Raw genomic sequence first — 17,027 nt, forward strand, 5'->3', positions numbered from 1 at the left:
TGTCCTCAGCCCATCGGGTGCCGGTATCCGGCCGAGTATGCCCCGGTGACGAAATGTTCCAACTGCCGCTCGATATCGCCCAGCAACGACGACGCGCCGAACCGGAACAGGTCGGGTTGCAGCCAGCGGTCGCCCAGCTCGTCCTTGATCAGCGACAGGTAGACCAGCGCATCCTTGGCCTTGGAAATCCCGCCCGCGGGCTTGTAGCCCACGCGATAGCCGGTGCGGTCGAAATAGTCACGGATCGCCCGGATCATCACCAGCGACACGGGCAGGGTGGCGTTGACGCTTTCCTTGCCGGTCGAGGTCTTGATGAAATCCGCCCCCGCCATCATGCAGACCAGCGAGGCGCGCGCCACATTGCGCAGGCTGCCCAGCTCGCCGGTGGCGAGGATGGCCTTTACATGCGCATCGCCGCAGGCGGCGCGAAACGCCTTCATCTCGTCATAGAGCGCCTGCCAGTCGCCCTTCAGCACATGGCGGCGCGAGATCACGATGTCGATCTCCTCGGCCCCGGCCTTTACGCTTTCCTCGATCTCGGCCACGCGCAGGTGAAAGGGTGACAGACCCGCCGGAAAGCCGGTGGACACGGCCGCGACCGGAATGCCGGTGCCTGTCAGCGCATCCACCGCCGTTTCGATCATGTCGTGATAGACACAGACCGCGCCGGTGGTGATCGGCGGCATGTCCAGCGCCTTGAGCAGCGCAGGTGACACGGGCTGGCGGGCCTTGGCGCACAGGCGGCGCACGCGGCCCTCGGTATCATCGCCCGAAAGGGTGGTCAGGTCGATCATGGTGATCGCCTTCAGCAGCCACGCGGCCTGATGCTCTTTCTTGACCGACCGGCGCCCGGGCAGGGTCGCGGCGCGGCGTTCAATGGCCGAGGTGTTGGCCTGCACGGCGCGCACCCAGTCCAGGTCCAGATCCATGCCGGGATTTCGGGGCTCGGTCACTTGCGGCAGATGCGCGGTGCGCACGGGGCTTTCTGAGCTCTGCGTATCCATTGTCACGTCCTTTGGGAGGTTTGCGCCAAAATCGCACGGGAAACAGCCAAAGGAAAGGCAAACCGGACGCCTTTGGCCACTTTTTTGACCAATTGGACAAATCCGGCTTTTTCTTGCGAGTAATTCGCAGCATGGTTGACTTAGTTGCGAATGGTTCGCATATTCATTCTCAACTGGTACTCGGAACGAGGTCACATATGATTCGCCGCAGTTTTCTTCTTGCCCTTGCTCTCGGTGCCTCGCTGCCCTTGGCGGCGTGGGCCGAGGCGCCGTTGAAGGTCGTGGCGACGACCGGAATGATTGCGGACGCCGTGCAGCAGGTTGGCGGTGATCAGGTCGAAGTCAAAGGGCTGATGGGGCCCGGAGTCGACCCGCACGGCTATCGCCAGACCCGCAGCGATATCGTTGCCGCGACAAGGGCCGACCTGGTCTTGTGGCACGGCTTGTATCTTGAGGCGCAGATGGAAGACTTCTTCCACGACCTTGGGCGCAAACGCAAAGTCGTTGCCGTGGCGGATGCCATCGACAAGTCGAAACTGCGTGCGCATGCCGACTATGCCGACAAATACGATCCGCATGTGTGGATGAGCCCGGTTTTGTGGAAAGACGTCGTGGTCGAGGTGCAGAAAGCGCTGACCGACGTGCGGCCAGACTCCGCCGCTTATTTCGCCGCCAACGCCCAGCGTTTTCTGGCTGAAATCGATCAGTTGAACGCTTATGGGAAAAAGGTGCTGGCCCAGGTGCCCAAAGACAACCGGGTGCTGGTCACCGCCCATGACGCCTTTGCCTATTTCGGCGAGGAATTCGGGTTCGAAGTGTTGGGGATCCAGGGTATCTCGACCCAGTCCGAGGCGGGGCTGAACCGGATCGGAGAATTGGTCAACACTTTGGTCGCGCGCAACCTGACCGCCGTCTTTGTGGAAAGTTCGGTTTCGGATCGGTCGATGCGGGCGTTGATCGAGGGTGCGGCGGCGAAGGGTCATACCGTCTCGGTCGGGGGTGAGTTGTATTCGGACGCCATGGGCGAGCCGGGTACCTATGAGGGCACCTATATCGGGATGCTGGATCACAACATCACGGTCATTGCACGGGGCCTGGGTGCGGATGTGCCCGAACGCGGCATGTCCGGCAAACTGTCGGCGGGGCTCTGACCATGTTGGAGCTTGCGGCTGGAAAATCGGCATCAAACGGGGACCTGACGGTGCAGGACAGCCCGCTTGTGATCCGGGGGATGACGGTATCCTACGGCCAGAAACCGGCCATTTTCTCGGTAGATATGACGGTGCAGCCCGGGGCCATGACGGCCATCATCGGACCGAACGGCGCTGGCAAATCGACGCTGCTCAAGGCGGCGCTGGGTATCGTCAAGCCGCTGTCAGGCCAGGTGCTGGTGTTCGGCAAGGCGTTGGACCGGCAGCGGGCCCGTATCGCCTATGTGCCGCAGCGCGCCAGCGTCGATTGGGATTTCCCGACGCGGGTCATCGATGTGGTCCTGATGGGCCTGTCGCGGGAACTGGGCTTGCTGGGCCGGGTCCGGATGCGACACATGGCCCACGCGATGGAGTGTCTGCATCGGGTCGGGATGCATGAGTTTGCGGACCGCCAGATCGGCCAGCTTTCGGGTGGTCAGCAGCAACGGGTGTTCCTGGCGCGCGCACTGGCTCAGGATGCCGATCTGTACCTGCTGGATGAACCGTTTGCCGGGGTCGATGCCGCCACCGAAAAAGCCATCATCTCGGTCCTCAAGTCCCTTAGGGAAGCCGGCAAGACGGTGGTCGTGGTCCACCATGACCTTGCCACGGTCACGGATTATTTCGACCACGTGTTCCTGATCAATACCCGCAAGGTCGCCGAGGGCCCGGTGGAGCAGGCCTTTACCGCCGAGACTCTTCAAGCCGCGTATGGAGGCCGGCTGGCCACCGCCCAGATCGACCAGATCTCGGGCGCTGCGGGCTGACACATGCTGTGGGACGCACTGACCCTGCAATTGGGGTACAACGCCACCTTGGTTGCCATCGGGGCCACGCTGCTTGGTTTTTCGGCTGGCGTGACAGGCACCTTCCTGTTTCTGCGCAAGCGGGCGCTGGTCAGTGACGCCATCAGCCACGCGACCCTTCCGGGCGTCTGCATCGCCTTTATGGTTTTGGTGGCGCTGGGCGGAACCGGGCGAAACCTGATCGGACTGCTGAGCGGCTCGGCGATTTCGGCCGCCGTGGGTCTGTTGTGCATGAACTGGCTGATCCGCCGCACCCGTCTGGCCGAGGACGCGGCGATCGGGGCGGTCCTGTCGGTCTTCTTCGGCTTCGGTATCGTTCTGCTGACAATCATCCAGACCATGGGGGTGGGCCGACAGGCCGGGCTTGAGGGGTTCTTGCTGGGCTCGACGGCCGGGATGCTGTGGTCTGACGCTCTGATCATCGCGATCGGCGGCGCTGCAACGCTGCTGCTCGTCATGATCATCCGCCGCCCCATGATGATGGTGGCGTTCGATTCCGAATATGCGGCCGCCTTGGGGCTGCCCGTGCATCGCATCGACCTTGCGATGATGGGGCTTGTCATGGCGGTCACGGTTGTCGGGCTGAAGATCGTCGGATTGATCCTGATCGTGGCTTTGCTGATCATACCCGCGGTCACGGCGCGGTTCTGGTCGGACCGGTCCGACCATGTGGTGCTGTTGTCTGGGGTCATCGGCGGGTTGTCGGGCTATCTGGGTGCGGCGGTGTCCGCCTCGGCGCCCAACTTGCCGACCGGACCGATCATCGTCCTGTTCAGCTTTGGCTTTTTTGTCGTATCTCTGTTTCTTGCTCCGGTGCGCGGCGTGTTGGCCGCGATCGTGCGGCATCTGCGGTTCCAGCGGCGGGTTCACATCCGTCAGGGGTTGCTGGCGCTTGCGCAAGGCCAGAACATCTATGAGCCCTACACTTTGCGCCTGCTGCGTCAGGCTGGACTGGCCCGGCCCGACGGGGTGGCTACGGATGCGGGCAGAGCGCAGGCGGCCAAGGCGCTGCGCGACGAGAAACGCTGGGAAATCGTACGCGCCGACAATGCGCACGAGGCAGCCGCTGCCCTGTATGACGGGTTACGCGACATCGAAACCGTTCTGACCCGGGACCAGATCGGCGACATTGACCGCCGCATCGGCGGACCACGGGAGGTTCGCCCATGAGCGGTGAAGAGTTCGTTCCCCTGTCCTTGACGCCTCTGCTGATCGGGACTTTCGCGGCCATCGCCTGCGCATTGCCCGGGAACTTCCTTGTACTCCGCAAACAGGCACTGATCGGCGACGCCATCAGCCATGTGGTTCTGCCCGGAATCGTCGTGGCCTTTCTCGTCACCGGCGCGATCTCGACTTGGCCGATGATGCTGGGCGCCGCCGGTGCGGCGGTTGTCGCCGTTGTGCTGATCGAGACCATCCGGAGGTTGGGCCAGATAGAACCGGGCGCCGCAATGGGCGTCGTATTCACCACCATGTTCGCCGGAGGGGTGCTGCTGTTGGAGCAGACCGATACCTCGAGCGTTCATTTGGATGTCGAGCACGCACTCTATGGCAGCCTGGAAAGCCTGATCTGGCTCGACGCGACCGGCTGGTCCTCGCTGCTGGATCCGGTTGCGCTGGCCGGCCTGCCACCCGAGCTTGCTCGGATCGCCCTAACATTGGTGGGTGTCAGCCTGTTCGTCTGGCTATTCTGGCGGCCGCTCAAGATCTCGACATTCGACGAAGGCTTTGCCCGGACGATCGGAATTCGAACCGGGGCGCTGGGAATGGCGCTGGTGATTGCGGCGGCGATTGCAGCCGTGGCCGCGTTTGATGCCGTCGGCTCGATCATCGTGATCGCAATGTTCATCTGCCCGCCGGCCGCCGCCCGGATGATGACCGACCGGCTTGAGACCCAGATTGCCTGGAGTGTTGTCTTCGCCATCCTGTCCGCCGTGTCCGGGTATATCCTGGCTGGATATGGCCCGTTGTGGTTGGGCGGATCGGACGCCGTCAGTGCGGCCGGGATGATTGCCACCATGTCCGGCCTGATTCTGGCTATCGCGGCCGTGTTTGGCCCCTGCCGGATGCGCGCAGCGGCGCCGGGTCCGGGCTGATCCGGCCTGTTCCCGCCACCCGCTCCGGTCGGTGATCGGCCAAACTTTGCCCACGATACGGGGCAAGCGAACCTTAAGCAGATTTGTCCAACGCACCGTGTTAGACACCGCGCCATTACACAGTTAATGACCACCACTCACCACGGATCGCCCGGGCAATCGTGAAACTTTTGGCAACCAATTCGGGTTGCGCATCTCGATTGGCCGGGCGATCCGACCCCCTATACCAAAGCAGCGTAAACCGGTGGCAGAATCGTGTGCGATTGTGCTAGGTCTAGCGGTATGGCGCAGGCAAACCCCAATATCAGCGAAAATCGCCCGGTAATCCGGCAACTCGACGAGGCCGCGATCAACCGCATCGCCGCCGGCGAAGTGGTCGAACGCCCGGCCTCGGCCGTCAAGGAACTGGTGGAGAACGCCATCGACGCCGGAGCGACCCGGATCGCCATAGACATCGCCGATGGCGGCAAGACCTTGATTCGCGTCACCGACGACGGGTGCGGCATCGCGCCCGAGGATCTGCCGCTGGCCTTGTCGCGCCACGCGACCTCCAAGATCGACGGGTCTGACCTGCTCAACATCCACACCTTCGGGTTCCGCGGCGAGGCGCTGCCCTCGTTGGGCGCGGTTGGGCGTCTGACCATCACCAGCCGCGCGCCGGGGGCCGAGGCAGCCCAGATCCGCGTGGCCGGCGGCAAGATGGAGGGCGTCAAGCCCGCCGCCCTGCGGGCGGGCACCGTGGTCGAGCTGCGCGACCTGTTCTATGCCACGCCCGCGCGGCTGAAATTCATGCGCACCGACCGGGCCGAGGCGCAGGCGATCTCGGACACGGTCAAGCGGCTGGCCATGGCGGAACCGTCCATCACCTTCACCCTGCTCGATGTCTCGGGCGGGGGCGAGGGGCGCGTGGTGTTCCGCGCCGACCGCGAAAACGGAGACCTGTTCGACGCGCTGCACGCCCGGCTGGCCCGCGTTATGGGGCGCGAGTTTGCCGAGAATGCCTTACAAATCGACGCCACCCGCGAGGGGATCCGGCTCTATGGTTACGCGGCCCTGCCCACCTATTCGCGCGGGGCAGCAGTGGCGCAGTTCCTGTTCGTCAACGGCCGCCCGGTGCGCGACAAGATGCTGACCGGGGCCTTGCGCGCCGCCTATTTCGATTTCCTCAGCCGCGACCGCCACCCGGCGGCGGCGCTGTTCATCGACTGCGAGCCAACGCTGGTGGACGTGAACGTGCACCCCGCGAAATCCGAGGTGCGGTTCCGCGATCCCGGCGTGGCGCGGGGGCTGATCGTCTCGAGCCTGCGGCACGCGCTGGCCGAAGCGGGGCACCGCGCCTCGACCACCGTGGCCAACGCGACGCTGGGTGCGATGCGGCCCGAACCGGCCCCGGTGGCACCCGCGCGGGTCTATCAGATGGACCGGCCCTCGCCCGCGACACGGGCCATGGCCTATCAGGCGCAGGCACCTGGCTTTGCCGATCTTGCCAAGGCCTACAGCGGCAGCGTGGTCGAGCCCGTGGCCGAGCCCGCGCAGCCCGACCAGACGCCGCCCGAGCATCTGCCCCTGGGGGCGGCGCGCGGTCAGGTGCATGAAAACTACATCATCGCCCAGACCGCCGACGGCATGGTGATCGTGGACCAGCACGCCGCGCATGAACGGCTGGTCTATGAGAAACTCAAGACACAGATGGCCGAGAACGGTGTGGCCGCGCAGGCGCTGCTGATCCCCGAGATCGTCGAACTGTCCGAGGGCGACTGCGCCCGCCTGATCGCGGTGGCCGATGACCTGTCGCGCCTGGGCCTGACCATCGAGCCCTTCGGCGGCGGCGCGGTGGCGGTGCGGGAAACCCCGGCCATTCTGGGCGAGGTCAACGCGCGGGCGATGATCCTGGATATCCTGGACGAGCTGGCCGATCACGGCGAAAGCCAGACGGTGCAGGCGCGGATCGAGGCGATCCTCAGCCGCGTGGCCTGCCATGGCTCGGTCCGCTCGGGCCGCCGGATGCGCGCCGAAGAGATGAACGCCCTGCTGCGCGAGATGGAGGCCACGCCCCATTCGGGCCAGTGCAACCACGGGCGGCCGACTTACGTGGAACTGAAGCTGAGCGATATCGAGCGCTTGTTCGGCCGCAGTTGATCCGGCCGCCGGTCGGCGGTAGAAAAGAAGAAACAAAACAAGAACGCGCAGGTTGAGATGATAGAAATCGCAGGCACCCAATATTCACTGAACGATCCCATGGTGATGGCCGCCCTGATCGGGGCGGGGGTGGTTCTGCTGATCCTCGTTCTGCTGTTCCTGGCCCTGCGCGCGGCCAACCGCTCGGCCCGGATGGCCGAGCCGCTGACGCAGCAGCTGGCCTATCTGGGCCAGCATGTGCAGCAGTTGGGGCAGGGGCAGGAGCAATTGCGCGGCGGGTTGCAGCATGTCTCGGACACGCAGGCCAATGCGCAGGTGCAGGTGATCCAGACGGTCGAGGCGCGGCTGTCGGCGGTGCAGCAGCAGATGAACGACCGGCTGGCCGACAACGCCATGAAATCCGCCCGCGCGCTGGCCGAGATGCAGGAGCGGATGAAGGAAACCCTGCATGGGTCGTCGAAGCAGACAGCGACCTCGCTGACCCAGCTGCAAGAGCGTCTGGCCGCCATCGACAAGGCGCAGGACAACATCACCAAGCTGTCGGGCGACGTGCTGTCGCTGCAGGACATCCTGTCGAACAAGCAGACCCGCGGTGCCTTCGGCGAGATCCAGTTGAACGACATCGTGTCCAAGGCGCTGCCCTCGGACAGCTATGTGCTGCAGGCGACCCTGTCGAACGGCAAACGCGCCGACTGCCTGATCCGCCTGCCCAACCCGCCGGGCCCCATCGTGATCGACAGCAAGTTCCCGCTGGAGGCCTACGAGGCGCTGGTGGGCGCGGGCAATGACATGGAGTTGAAGGCGGCGGTGCAGATGTTCCGCAGCACGGTGCGCAAGCACATCACAGACATCTCGACCAAGTACATCCTGGATGGTGAAACCGCCGACGGGGCGCTGATGTTCCTGCCCTCCGAGGCTGTCTATGCCGAGTTGCACGCCAAGTTCCCCGAACTGGTGCAGGAGAGTTTCTCGAAACGGGTCTGGATCGTCTCGCCGACCACCTGCATGGCCACGCTGAACACGATGCGGGCCATCCTCAAGGACGCGCGGATGCGCGAACAGGCGGGCGCGATCCGCAAGGAGCTTGGCCTGCTGCACAAGGATGTGGAACGCCTCGGAGAACGGGTCGGCAACTTGGATCGTCACTTTGGACAGGCGGCCAAGGATATCTCGGAAATCAAGATCAGCGCCGAAAAGGCCGGTCGCCGCGCGCAGCGGCTGGACAATTTCGATTTCGAGGAATTGGCCCCCGAGGACCACGCCAACGTGGTGCCGCTGGGCAAGTCCGAGGGCTGAGGCCTACTGGATCGACAGGTCCAGATTGTAGCCGACGGTCTTGCCGGTATCCCGGTCGTTGCCCATCAGGTAGACGCGGATAGTATAATTCCCATCCTCGGGCAGGTTGATGCGGGCGGTGGTGCCCTCGATCGAGCCGTTGTAGATCGCTACCCCGTCGCTGCCCGGCGGCAAGATGTTGAAATAGACTACGCCGCTGCCGTTGGTATCACTGACCTGAAGTTCGGCAAACAATTCCTGCCCGCCTTTCGCACCCAGCACGTAGTCGAAATATTCATCACCCGTAATGGTGCCGTTGACCATTGTGCCGAAGTTTCCGGGCTGGAATTTCACCTCGGCCGTCCTTTGGGCCGAGGCCGGCAGGGCCACAACGGCAATGAACAGGGCTGCCAGAGCTTGTTTCAACATTCTGCATATCCTCCCGGTGATTCCCGGCTCCAAGCCTAGCACAACTGAGGGGCCGTTCAGATTCGCAGGAAGGGCTGCACCAATCGTGGGATCAGGCTGTTGAACTTCAGCGGAGCGTCGGTCACGGCCAGGCAGATGCAGTCCTCGGACATGTCGGCCACGGGTGTGTGTTCCAGATCCTCGTCTGCAATCTCGACATCGCCGCGGGCGAAATGATCCACCTCGTCGGAAAACGCGCCTTGCAGAACCATGGTCAGTTCCATGCCCTTGTGGCCGTGGTCCGGTACCGCCGCACCGGCCGGGATGAACAACAGGCGCGCCGTAGCGTCGCGCGATGTTGGCAGAATGGCCTGCTTGACGCCCATGCCAATCGGCTTCCAGCGAATGCTGTGCACATCGCCGCCGACGTAATCCTGCAACGGTGCCGGCAGCACGTCGCATTTCGCGCGCGCGGGCTTGGGGGTCGGAGCACCCTGCGCGATCAGAGCCATTGTCGATGACAGGGCATCCGCGGACAAAGGTGCGGCTTCGACCTGGTCCTCAAGCATGTGTCCGCCCACCGCGTCATAACTCTCAGCGCGGGCGCGACAATGGTCGCACAGGGACAGGTGGGTCGCGACCATCAGGTCGAACGCTTCGGGCAGTGTGCCCGAGGCGTAGGCCATCAGCAGGTCGTCCGTCAGGTGATGTTTGATCTCTTTGCTCATCTCTATCATCTCAGTTCATCGCGTGGCGCAAGCGGTCCAGCGCCAGCCTAATTCTCGATTTGATGGTGCCCAACGGAAGCCCGGTCTGCGAAGCGATCTCGCGATGGCTCAGGTCACCAAAATACGCCTTCTCGATCAGTTCCCGCTGTGCCTCGGGCAATTGCAGCAGGGCCGTTTTCAGTTGCGCCGTTTCCTGTTGCAGCGCGATTACGTCTTCCTGTTCGGGTTCCGCTTCGGGACCCCATGTCAGTTCTTCCGGTTCAGGACGCCGCTGTTTGCGAATGGCGTCGATGCGTTTGTTCCGCGCGATAGTAAAGACCCATGTAGCCACGGTAGCCCGTGACGGATCAAACAGATGCGCCTTGTGCCACAAGGTGGCCATGACTTCCTGCGCGCACTCCTCGGCCAACGTCGCGTCCGAACCCGACCGGATCAGGAACGCTTTGACCCGAGGGGCAAAGTGTTGGAACAGCTCGGCAAACGCCGCCTGATCCTGCGACTGCCGGATGCGTTGGACGTGGGACACCCACTCGCATCTTGCCGCGCCATTATTCTTCGTGCCGTTCACCGACGATCCCTTGGTTCGTTTCGTGCCGCGCCCAGCCGGCCGCGCCGCCGGGGCGGTCGCGACATCGTCCGGAACAACGGTGTCCATCTCGGTAAACATAACTGTATTACGGTGCCGCACCCAAGTCGGATCACGCCTGCCCGAGATTTTTGATCCGGTCGCGCGTTTTTTTCGTATCATGATCATGGATGTTCGCTGAAAAACGCAGCCGATCCAGAATGTTGACCGCTAGAAAAGATCAGTCCGACCATGCCAGAAATCGACTTCGTTCCGGCCCATACCTTTCACGGAAGGAAAGGTGCCATCGAGAACGCCTTTCGCTACTCGGTCGACTACATCCTGCTGGATCCCGAACAGGCGGCGGAAACGCCCGCATTGTTTTCGGTAGATAGACCCAACCTCACCGGCTGGCGGACCCGCGATCATGGAGGTGTGCCTGGCGATGGTCGGGGTGCCCCGTGGCTCCGCGACAGTCTGCGGGCGATGCAAATCCCCCAACCCGCGCAGGTTCTGTTGCTGACCCAACCCCGGGTGCTGGGCCACGTATTCAACCCGGTCAGTTTCTGGTTTTGCCTGAATGACGCAGGCGCACTGTTTGCCGTGGTGGCCGAGGTCACCAACACTCACGGAACGCGGCACAGCTATGTCTGCCACAAGCCGGGGTTTGACGTGATCGCTCCTTCTGACCGGATTTGCGCGACCAAGGTCATGCATGTCTCGCCCTTTCAAAAGATCGAGGGCACCTACACTTTCCGGTTCGACCTGCGCCCGGATCGGGTCGGGGTTTGGATCGACTACGGCCGCGACGGGGGCGGTTTGATTGCCACGCTCACGGGCATCCGGCAACCTCTCACCAATGGCGCGATCCTTCGTTCGCTGCTGCGACGCCCGTTTGGCGCGCGGCGGGCGGTTGCATTGATCCACTGGCAGGCACTGAAACTGTGGGTCAAGAAGGCCACCTTCCGACCGTTCCGCACCGCACCGGTGCCATCTCACCCCGTCTCGCGCCCGCACGAGTGACGATCTGCAGTTTGCGCAAGATCAAGGACGCAGGCGCTGTGCAATGGTTGAGATGGACTCCAATTGCGGACAGAGGAGTTGAAACCAATGCTGGAAATCTCGCCAACCAAAGTCGCCCAGGTCGCCATGATGGGCCGCGAACTGGATCGCGCCGAGGGCGAGCTGCGGGCTTTTATCGATCGCATGGACGAGGACGAGCAAGCCGAGTTGGTCGCGATCATGTGGATTGGACGTGAAAGCTTTTTCCCGGACGACCTCAGCGAGGCGATCGCTACGGCCAAGGCCGAGGCATCGACGCCATGTGCGGATTACCTGATCGGCACGCCGCATCTGTCGGACCACCTTGAGAACGGGTTGGACGCGTTGGGCATCTCGGCCGAAGATGTCGAGAACGACCTGATGTAGACTTGGTCGCCCGCACGGTGTTTCTGCGCTATGCTCCGGGGCAGAGGGCGCCGTGTATGGCACAGCGCCCGGTCCACAGCAGGGGCGCCAGATGCCGCGGATGTTGAAGACGATATTGGTGTTGGCCCTTATGGCCGTTCCGGCGTGGCCGCAGCGTCCGGCGCTGGCCTGCACTGTTTGTCTGGCACTTCCCGAAAACTCTCTGGCCGACCGGTTGTTGTCTGCTTCGGTCATCGTTCTGGCCGCGCCAGCGCCCGACGACCCGTTCCGCTATGCACCCGTCGGGTTGCTGAAAGGCAGTTGGGACGAGGTTTCGGACCTCCCCCAGATACCGTTTCTGGTGGACAGCAGCACTCGAAATGCTCTGCGGGCTGATCCTGACCGGGTGGTCCTGATGATCTATGGCCCCGGCAGCCGGGACAAGGCCGGGCGCGCCTTTGATCAATCCTGGACCAAAGGGTTTCTGATGACGCCGCAGCGGTCCGGTTTTGTTGTCGAGGTACAGGCGCAAGGCCAAGGCTGGCGGTTGGACGGATCCCGATCCGCCGAGCGCGCCGCGTTTTTCGCCGCCTATCTGAGTTCCGGTGACCGGTTGTTGCGGAACACCGCTCTCATCGAACTCCACCGGGCACCCTATGCGGCTGTGCGCGACCTGCGCGATGCTGCTGCAACCCCGGATCTTCTGCGCGATTTGCGGAGCCTGAATCGCGTAGCCTATGCCCCGGCAACGATCCGGCTGCTGGGCCTGCAATCTGATCCGGCCGCGGCAAAGGCGGTGCGCGCGGTCTATCCAAAGGCGGTCGCCACCGGAGGGTTCAACCTGCGCGAATGGGCGCTTGCCGGTATCGAAATCGACGGCGACCAAGCCCTGAGTACGATCGAGGAGGCTCTGACCGCCAGCCCGCTTTCCCCAAAGGATCGCCGGGCGATCATCGCGGCGCTGATCGACGGCGGCGAAGCGATGCCGGAACACCGCGGGAAAATCCTGGATATCTTTGTCGACGAGATGGCGCACGACAAAAGCACGGCCGGGCAGATCGCCCTGGCCACGCGCGATTGGGGGGATGATACGCTTGCCCCTGCGCTGCGGGCGCTTCTTGCTGACCCGCAGATCGACCCCGCCACCGCCTTCGCCATCCGGGTGGCCCTGCCATCCGGTCAGTGACTCTGCCCATCCTGACGTCAGGTTAACAAAGCTTAATCCGTTGGTACGGAACCGTTAACGCGGCGTCCTTTTATCTGATGACAGTACTGCAATGCAGTTCGGTTTTCAGGAGGACAAACCAATGGCAACCGCACAAACCACACAGTCGAACCACAGCCTGTTTCATGACCTTTTTGCAAAATACGCCGAGGCCAAGACCGAACGGTTTCGGAAGCAGATCTTTGCGAAGACGGTCCGTGACCTCGAACGCCTGAGCGACCAGCAGCTCCACGATATCGGCATCACCCGCTCAGACATCCCCCAAACGGCCTATCAGAGCGTCTATCAGCGCGCCGCGTTTACGCAGTAACCAGGGCCGCGCCCCAAAAGGACACCGGCCAAACCGGGAGGAAACAGCCGATGCTCGACACAATGCAACCGACTCAACAACCCTGCCCATCCGCCAGCGCGCTGCTACTGTTCGATCGCGCCATGCGCATCCGGGCGGTCAAGGATGACATCGTACGCGCGGCGCAACATCTGAGTGGTCTGGATGACCGGCAGCTGTCCGAGCTTGGCATCAACCGCAGCGATCTTGAGGAAACGATCGAGCGCTACATCTGAACCACAGGCGCCGATCGAACGGTCGGTCACAATACCAGAAAAAAGCCATTCCGGTGCGTCCGGAATGGCTTTTTTGGTTGGTTCAGGCCAGGTGGTCGACCACCTGCAGGTGCTGTGCCAGCTTGTCGATCTCGGCCATCCAGGCCTGAACCAGTTTCGGATCGCTGGGCGCGGCATGGACACCGGCGGGAATGGCGCGGTCCTGCACCGCCTCGACCGCCAGCGAAACCGGGATCGACACCAGACGCGCCATCGCGCTGCCGCGCGCGTCGCCCCAGGCGTCCATCACGTAGGTCTTGTGCCAGACGGCCTTGCCATCCTTCTCGGCCTTCAGCCCGACACAGAGCACGACGCGGTCCGGCTCACCCTCTTCATAGGCGTTCTCGGTCCAGAACTGGTCGGACATTTCCTTGAGCCTGGCATCGCCGTCTGGGCCTTCCAGCGTTTCGATCTCGCGGAATACGTCCAACCAGGCATCCGACCAGCCGTTCAGCCGCAGGGTGCCGCGGACGAATTCCTTGACCGGCCAGTGCTCCTCGAAATGGTACTGCTGCATGAAGGGGATTGAATCGCGGTTCGGATAGACCTCGAAGCTTTCGGGCGCGGGCAGCGGCGCGACATAGGTGCTGATCGCGTCCCAGGGCCGGGCCACGTCCAGTGGGGCATAGTCGCGGATCGACCGCGAGGGTGAACGCAGCGCCTTGAGCACACCCAAGGGCGACCAGCTGAACTTGTAGCGGAACGAGTTGGGGTTCTTGGGGATGCCGCCGCAATAGGAAATGAAGCTGAGGTGGTTTTCCGGGTCGAAGGCGTCGGAGGCGCGGTAGTCATCGACCAGCGCATGGGCCATCAGGTGGTCGATGCCCGGGTCCAGCCCGACTTCGTTGACCAGCGCGACGCCGGCTTCGCGAGCCTTGTCGTTCAGCGCACGCATCTCGGGCGCGATGTAGGAGGACGAGACGAAATGCGCGCCCTTCTCGATCGCCAGTTCCGCCAGCGGCACGTGCCAGTCGCCCGGCAGCATCGAGACGATCACGTCGCCTTTTTCCAGCACCGCGCCCAGCGCATCAATGTCGAAGGTCCGGATGTCGTCGGTCAGGTCACCGACCTCGGCGCGGGCCTTGTCGACGGTCCGGTTCCAGACAGTGACCTTGTGGCCGGCCTCGATCAGGCGGCGCAGGCCGGGGATGGCCGACAGGCCGGTGCCACACCAGTGAATCGTCATGGCTCAGATCCTTTCGATATGGGATTTGAAGGTGTCCTCGGCCCGCGCCCAAACGCCCGAGGTCAGGTCGGTCAGGGTCAGCAACGAGGGCAGAAGCTGCGCGGCGTAGTCTTCCGAGCTTTCGACCGGCAGCATCGAGGGCAGGTTGTCGATGGCCATGACGTCGAGAACCGGGTCGGTGGCCACGCGTAGGGCGGGTTCTTCCCATGTGGTGGCGCGGTCATAGACTGGCACCGGGTTGTAGTCGCTGTCGGGGTCGCAGGCCACGTCGCCGATGGCGGTCAGCTTGCGCGGGGCATTCAACGCCTCGCGCGGGACAAAGACCGGTGTTCCCGGCCGCGCGAAGATGCAGTTGAGGAAGATGTCGTTTTCGAGGATCTCCGGGAACGGCCCGCCATCGGCGGTTTCGGCCATGTCCCATTTGGTCACCTCGACCCCCATCGCCTCGCACAGATCGGACGCGCCGGTGCCGACCCTTCCAAGCGCGCCGATGACGATGGCGCGGGGGCGGGGAGCGCCGGTGGCGTCCAACTCGGCCAGAAGTTCGGCGTTCAACGCGTCCTTGCCGGGATAGACGCCGACGGGGCCGCAGATCTCGCCGCGCTGCTGCGCCGCCCAGGTCTTGAGCGTGACCGCCGCGCCGGCATACCCGGCCCAATAGCCGAAGGCCGCGACCCGCCGCCCGGTCTCGTCCACCAGGTATTCCAGGTCATACAGCGTGCCACCACCGGCCTTGAACCGCTCCAGCAGCTTGCGGCCCGAATGCTGGCCCTTGAAGGCATGGCCGAACATGATGTGGCGGTGCGGCAAGGGCGTGCCCTCCTCGGGCAGTTCCTTCAGGCCGAAGATGATCGCATCCAGCGGCGCCTCCGGCCAGGAGTTTTCCGGCGCAATCTCGCAGCCCGCCGCGCGGTAGCCGTCGATCGGGATGGCGCGGACATGGCTTTCCTCGACCGTCACGCGGATGCCGGCGGCGATCAGTTGCCCCGCGCCCTCGGGCGTCAGCCCCACCCGTTCCTCGTTCGGGCGTTGTTCAGCCCGGACCCAAAGATGTGTCATGCGATGTCCTTTTGTCAGAGCATTCCGGCGGCCCGTACCGCCTGAACCGAGGGTCGGGCCTCCATCGCCGCGCGGAAGGCCTGGATCTTGTGAAAGGCTGTGACATCGACTCCGTCACCTTCCAACCAGCTGCAAACCACGTAGAGATAGGCGTCGGCCAGCGAGAATGCCTCGCCCAAAACAAGCGGGCCGCGCAGCCCGTTTGACGAGATGTAAGCGCAGGACTCGGTCATTGTTTGGGCCACCTTGTCCTTCATGTCCTGCCAGCTGGACTCCTGATCCGCCCAGCGGTGACCGCGCATCTTGTGCGCATGGTTCACATGCATGGTCGAGGCCAGGTAATACATCACCTCGCGCATCCGCGCGGCCAGGACCGGATCGTCCGGAACAAGCCCGGCCTTCCGGGCCTTGGCTGCGATGTATTCAAGCAGAGCGCCGGTTTCCGTCAGAATGCCACCATCGACCACCAGAGCGGGAACGCGGCCCTTGGGGTTGATCTGCTTGTAGGCCGCCGCCGTCTGCTCGCCCGCTGCGAAGTCGAGCTTGATCGCCTCATAGTCCAGACCGGCTTCCTCAAGCGCGATGACGACGGCGATCGAGATAGTGCGGGGTGCGTAGTAGATCTGCATCTGGGACCTCCGATCCGGTTACAGGTGGGTCTGGGCGAAATGCCGGTCCGGCGCTTCCAGATGCGGAACCGCGTTGAACAGAACCGGGCTCAGGTCCGCTCCGATCGGGTGCAGACGATGCAATGAGGTGTTCATGATGGCAAGGGCCACGCGCGCCATCGCCGGAATGTCCAGCCCCATCGCCTGCCGCACCACCATCGAGATCAACCCGCCGGAGGTCACCACGATGGCCGGCCCGTCGCCGTCATGGATTTCACGCAGAGCGTCCGAGACGCGGGTTTCAAACTGCTCGAAGGTTTCGGGCGCGTTCCGGATGTCGCCGTTGGCCCAGGCCTTGAAGGTCAGCGGCAGATGCTGAACGAAACCTTCGCGGTCCGTTGGGATCGTCACGCCGTGCTGTTCCTCGAACAATTGCGCAAGAGTGAAATACTCGATTTCATTCAGACGTGCATCGCGGATGGGTTCCGGCAGCCCCATGCTTGCGGCCGTTTCCACATGCCGGGTCAGGGTGCCGCAAAACACCCGTGGATAATGGGCTTTGGTCTCGCGCAGATGGGCCCCAAGCCAGCGCGCCTGCTGATGTCCAAGCTCGCTGAGCTTGTCATAGCTGTCTTCGTCCCGTGCGGTGGTGTTGGCCTGCCCGTGGCGTACCAATGTGATGTATGACATGTCGGTCCCTCTTGGCCCGGAGTCTTAGGGCAGCTTGC

The 17,027-nt window shown here is 63.5% G+C and carries 19 protein-coding genes; 11 read left to right on the forward strand and 8 right to left on the reverse strand.

Annotated features, from left to right (window positions below; translation table 11 throughout):
* Positions 1-5: 5 nt before the first annotated feature.
* A complete protein-coding gene (gene deoC / locus AC2FNZ_RS16730) occupies positions 6-1,004 on the reverse strand; it encodes a deoxyribose-phosphate aldolase (protein WP_170439170.1) in 999 nt (332 codons plus the stop codon).
* 197 nt (positions 1,005-1,201) lie between these two features.
* On the opposite strand from deoC, the gene AC2FNZ_RS16735 reads away from it, so the two are divergent.
* From AC2FNZ_RS16735 to AC2FNZ_RS16760, 6 genes are all read left to right on the forward strand, one after another.
* Positions 1,202-2,155 (forward strand): metal ABC transporter solute-binding protein, Zn/Mn family, encoded by a 954-nt coding sequence (locus tag AC2FNZ_RS16735; protein WP_496841313.1) that lies wholly within the window; start codon positions 1,202-1,204, stop codon positions 2,153-2,155.
* Positions 2,156-2,157: 2 nt separating this feature from the next.
* Positions 2,158-2,961 (forward strand): metal ABC transporter ATP-binding protein, encoded by an 804-nt coding sequence (locus AC2FNZ_RS16740; protein ID WP_093964162.1) that lies wholly within the window; start codon positions 2,158-2,160, stop codon positions 2,959-2,961.
* Positions 2,962-2,964: 3 nt separating this feature from the next.
* On the forward strand, positions 2,965-4,170 hold the full coding sequence (locus AC2FNZ_RS16745; protein ID WP_093964163.1) for a metal ABC transporter permease: 1,206 nt from the start codon (positions 2,965-2,967) through the stop codon (positions 4,168-4,170).
* Positions 4,167-5,096: a metal ABC transporter permease gene (locus tag AC2FNZ_RS16750; protein WP_093964164.1), complete on the forward strand. Its 930-nt coding sequence runs from the start codon at positions 4,167-4,169 to the stop codon at positions 5,094-5,096. The genes AC2FNZ_RS16745 and AC2FNZ_RS16750 overlap by 4 nt, the downstream gene beginning before the upstream one ends.
* Before the next feature lie 282 nt (positions 5,097-5,378).
* Positions 5,379-7,235 carry a DNA mismatch repair endonuclease MutL gene (mutL, locus tag AC2FNZ_RS16755; RefSeq protein ID WP_496841314.1) on the forward strand — a complete coding sequence of 619 codons (1,857 nt, stop codon included), beginning with the start codon at positions 5,379-5,381 and terminating at the stop codon, positions 7,233-7,235.
* Between the two features lie 57 nt (positions 7,236-7,292).
* On the forward strand, positions 7,293-8,531 hold the full coding sequence (locus AC2FNZ_RS16760; RefSeq protein ID WP_496841315.1) for a DNA recombination protein RmuC: 1,239 nt from the start codon (positions 7,293-7,295) through the stop codon (positions 8,529-8,531).
* 3 nt (positions 8,532-8,534) lie between these two features.
* Here the strand turns inward: AC2FNZ_RS16760 and AC2FNZ_RS16765 are convergent, their stop codons facing one another.
* The 3 genes from AC2FNZ_RS16765 to AC2FNZ_RS16775 are packed head-to-tail and all read right to left on the reverse strand — an operon-like array spanning position 8,535 to position 10,313.
* Entirely contained in the window at positions 8,535-8,939 is a 405-nt protein-coding gene (locus AC2FNZ_RS16765) for a hypothetical protein (RefSeq protein WP_496841316.1), read from the reverse strand.
* A gap of 56 nt (positions 8,940-8,995) precedes the next feature.
* Positions 8,996-9,646, reverse strand: a complete 651-nt coding sequence (locus tag AC2FNZ_RS16770; RefSeq protein ID WP_260063665.1) for a ChrR family anti-sigma-E factor — start codon at positions 9,644-9,646, stop codon at positions 8,996-8,998.
* Positions 9,647-9,656: 10 nt separating this feature from the next.
* Positions 9,657-10,313 carry a sigma-70 family RNA polymerase sigma factor gene (locus AC2FNZ_RS16775; protein ID WP_174825133.1) on the reverse strand — a complete coding sequence of 219 codons (657 nt, stop codon included), beginning with the start codon at positions 10,311-10,313 and terminating at the stop codon, positions 9,657-9,659.
* Between the two features lie 150 nt (positions 10,314-10,463).
* Between AC2FNZ_RS16775 and AC2FNZ_RS16780 the strand changes: the two genes are divergently transcribed.
* The 5 genes from AC2FNZ_RS16780 to AC2FNZ_RS16800 all read left to right on the forward strand — a co-directional run bounded on the left by AC2FNZ_RS16780 (position 10,464) and on the right by AC2FNZ_RS16800 (position 13,407).
* Entirely contained in the window at positions 10,464-11,234 is a 771-nt protein-coding gene (locus AC2FNZ_RS16780; RefSeq protein ID WP_170341158.1) for a DUF1365 domain-containing protein, read from the forward strand.
* An 87-nt stretch (positions 11,235-11,321) separates the two neighbouring features.
* A complete protein-coding gene (locus tag AC2FNZ_RS16785) occupies positions 11,322-11,639 on the forward strand; it encodes a DUF3775 domain-containing protein (RefSeq protein WP_093964170.1) in 318 nt (105 codons plus the stop codon).
* A 91-nt stretch (positions 11,640-11,730) separates the two neighbouring features.
* Positions 11,731-12,804, forward strand: coding sequence for a hypothetical protein (locus tag AC2FNZ_RS16790; protein ID WP_496841317.1), 1,074 nt, complete (start codon positions 11,731-11,733; stop codon positions 12,802-12,804).
* 121 nt (positions 12,805-12,925) lie between these two features.
* Positions 12,926-13,153, forward strand: a complete 228-nt coding sequence (locus AC2FNZ_RS16795) for a DUF1127 domain-containing protein (protein ID WP_141138513.1) — start codon at positions 12,926-12,928, stop codon at positions 13,151-13,153.
* 50 nt (positions 13,154-13,203) lie between these two features.
* On the forward strand, positions 13,204-13,407 hold the full coding sequence (locus AC2FNZ_RS16800) for a DUF1127 domain-containing protein (protein ID WP_093964173.1): 204 nt from the start codon (positions 13,204-13,206) through the stop codon (positions 13,405-13,407).
* An 82-nt stretch (positions 13,408-13,489) separates the two neighbouring features.
* Here AC2FNZ_RS16800 and AC2FNZ_RS16805 read toward each other — a convergent pair whose 3' ends face one another.
* From AC2FNZ_RS16805 to AC2FNZ_RS16820, 4 genes are read right to left on the reverse strand one after another with little or no spacing between them, the layout of a single operon-like run.
* Positions 13,490-14,632, reverse strand: a complete 1,143-nt coding sequence (locus tag AC2FNZ_RS16805) for a saccharopine dehydrogenase family protein (protein ID WP_496841318.1) — start codon at positions 14,630-14,632, stop codon at positions 13,490-13,492.
* 3 nt (positions 14,633-14,635) lie between these two features.
* Complete coding sequence (locus tag AC2FNZ_RS16810) at positions 14,636-15,691, reverse strand: saccharopine dehydrogenase (protein WP_496841319.1); 1,056 nt, start codon at positions 15,689-15,691, stop codon at positions 14,636-14,638.
* Between the two features lie 14 nt (positions 15,692-15,705).
* The gene (locus AC2FNZ_RS16815; RefSeq protein ID WP_496841320.1) at positions 15,706-16,320 is read right to left on the reverse strand and encodes a glutathione S-transferase family protein; all 615 of its coding nucleotides are present in this window, start codon (positions 16,318-16,320) and stop codon (positions 15,706-15,708) included.
* 18 nt (positions 16,321-16,338) lie between these two features.
* The gene (locus AC2FNZ_RS16820; RefSeq protein ID WP_496841321.1) at positions 16,339-16,989 is read right to left on the reverse strand and encodes a histidine phosphatase family protein; all 651 of its coding nucleotides are present in this window, start codon (positions 16,987-16,989) and stop codon (positions 16,339-16,341) included.
* Between the last annotated feature and the right edge of the window lie 38 nt (positions 16,990-17,027).

The organism is Ruegeria sp. SAZA006, from assembly GCF_059613465.1.

Excerpts from the sequence above, each read along its gene's own strand:
- deoC (WP_170439170.1), bottom strand. The coding sequence starts at position 1,004 with ATGGATACGCAGAGCTCAGAAAGCCCCGTGCGCACCGCGCATCTGCCG.
- AC2FNZ_RS16735 (WP_496841313.1), top strand. The coding sequence starts at position 1,202 with ATGATTCGCCGCAGTTTTCTTCTTGCCCTTGCTCTCGGTGCCTCGCTG.
- AC2FNZ_RS16740 (WP_093964162.1), top strand. The coding sequence starts at position 2,158 with ATGTTGGAGCTTGCGGCTGGAAAATCGGCATCAAACGGGGACCTGACG.
- AC2FNZ_RS16745 (WP_093964163.1), top strand. The coding sequence starts at position 2,965 with ATGCTGTGGGACGCACTGACCCTGCAATTGGGGTACAACGCCACCTTG.
- AC2FNZ_RS16750 (WP_093964164.1), top strand. The coding sequence starts at position 4,167 with ATGAGCGGTGAAGAGTTCGTTCCCCTGTCCTTGACGCCTCTGCTGATC.
- mutL (WP_496841314.1), top strand. The coding sequence starts at position 5,379 with ATGGCGCAGGCAAACCCCAATATCAGCGAAAATCGCCCGGTAATCCGG.
- AC2FNZ_RS16760 (WP_496841315.1), top strand. The coding sequence starts at position 7,293 with ATGATAGAAATCGCAGGCACCCAATATTCACTGAACGATCCCATGGTG.
- AC2FNZ_RS16765 (WP_496841316.1), bottom strand. The coding sequence starts at position 8,939 with ATGTTGAAACAAGCTCTGGCAGCCCTGTTCATTGCCGTTGTGGCCCTG.
- AC2FNZ_RS16770 (WP_260063665.1), bottom strand. The coding sequence starts at position 9,646 with ATGAGCAAAGAGATCAAACATCACCTGACGGACGACCTGCTGATGGCC.
- AC2FNZ_RS16775 (WP_174825133.1), bottom strand. The coding sequence starts at position 10,313 with ATGTTTACCGAGATGGACACCGTTGTTCCGGACGATGTCGCGACCGCC.
- AC2FNZ_RS16780 (WP_170341158.1), top strand. The coding sequence starts at position 10,464 with ATGCCAGAAATCGACTTCGTTCCGGCCCATACCTTTCACGGAAGGAAA.
- AC2FNZ_RS16785 (WP_093964170.1), top strand. The coding sequence starts at position 11,322 with ATGCTGGAAATCTCGCCAACCAAAGTCGCCCAGGTCGCCATGATGGGC.
- AC2FNZ_RS16790 (WP_496841317.1), top strand. The coding sequence starts at position 11,731 with ATGCCGCGGATGTTGAAGACGATATTGGTGTTGGCCCTTATGGCCGTT.
- AC2FNZ_RS16795 (WP_141138513.1), top strand. The coding sequence starts at position 12,926 with ATGGCAACCGCACAAACCACACAGTCGAACCACAGCCTGTTTCATGAC.
- AC2FNZ_RS16800 (WP_093964173.1), top strand. The coding sequence starts at position 13,204 with ATGCTCGACACAATGCAACCGACTCAACAACCCTGCCCATCCGCCAGC.
- AC2FNZ_RS16805 (WP_496841318.1), bottom strand. The coding sequence starts at position 14,632 with ATGACGATTCACTGGTGTGGCACCGGCCTGTCGGCCATCCCCGGCCTG.
- AC2FNZ_RS16810 (WP_496841319.1), bottom strand. The coding sequence starts at position 15,691 with ATGACACATCTTTGGGTCCGGGCTGAACAACGCCCGAACGAGGAACGG.
- AC2FNZ_RS16815 (WP_496841320.1), bottom strand. The coding sequence starts at position 16,320 with ATGCAGATCTACTACGCACCCCGCACTATCTCGATCGCCGTCGTCATC.
- AC2FNZ_RS16820 (WP_496841321.1), bottom strand. The coding sequence starts at position 16,989 with ATGTCATACATCACATTGGTACGCCACGGGCAGGCCAACACCACCGCA.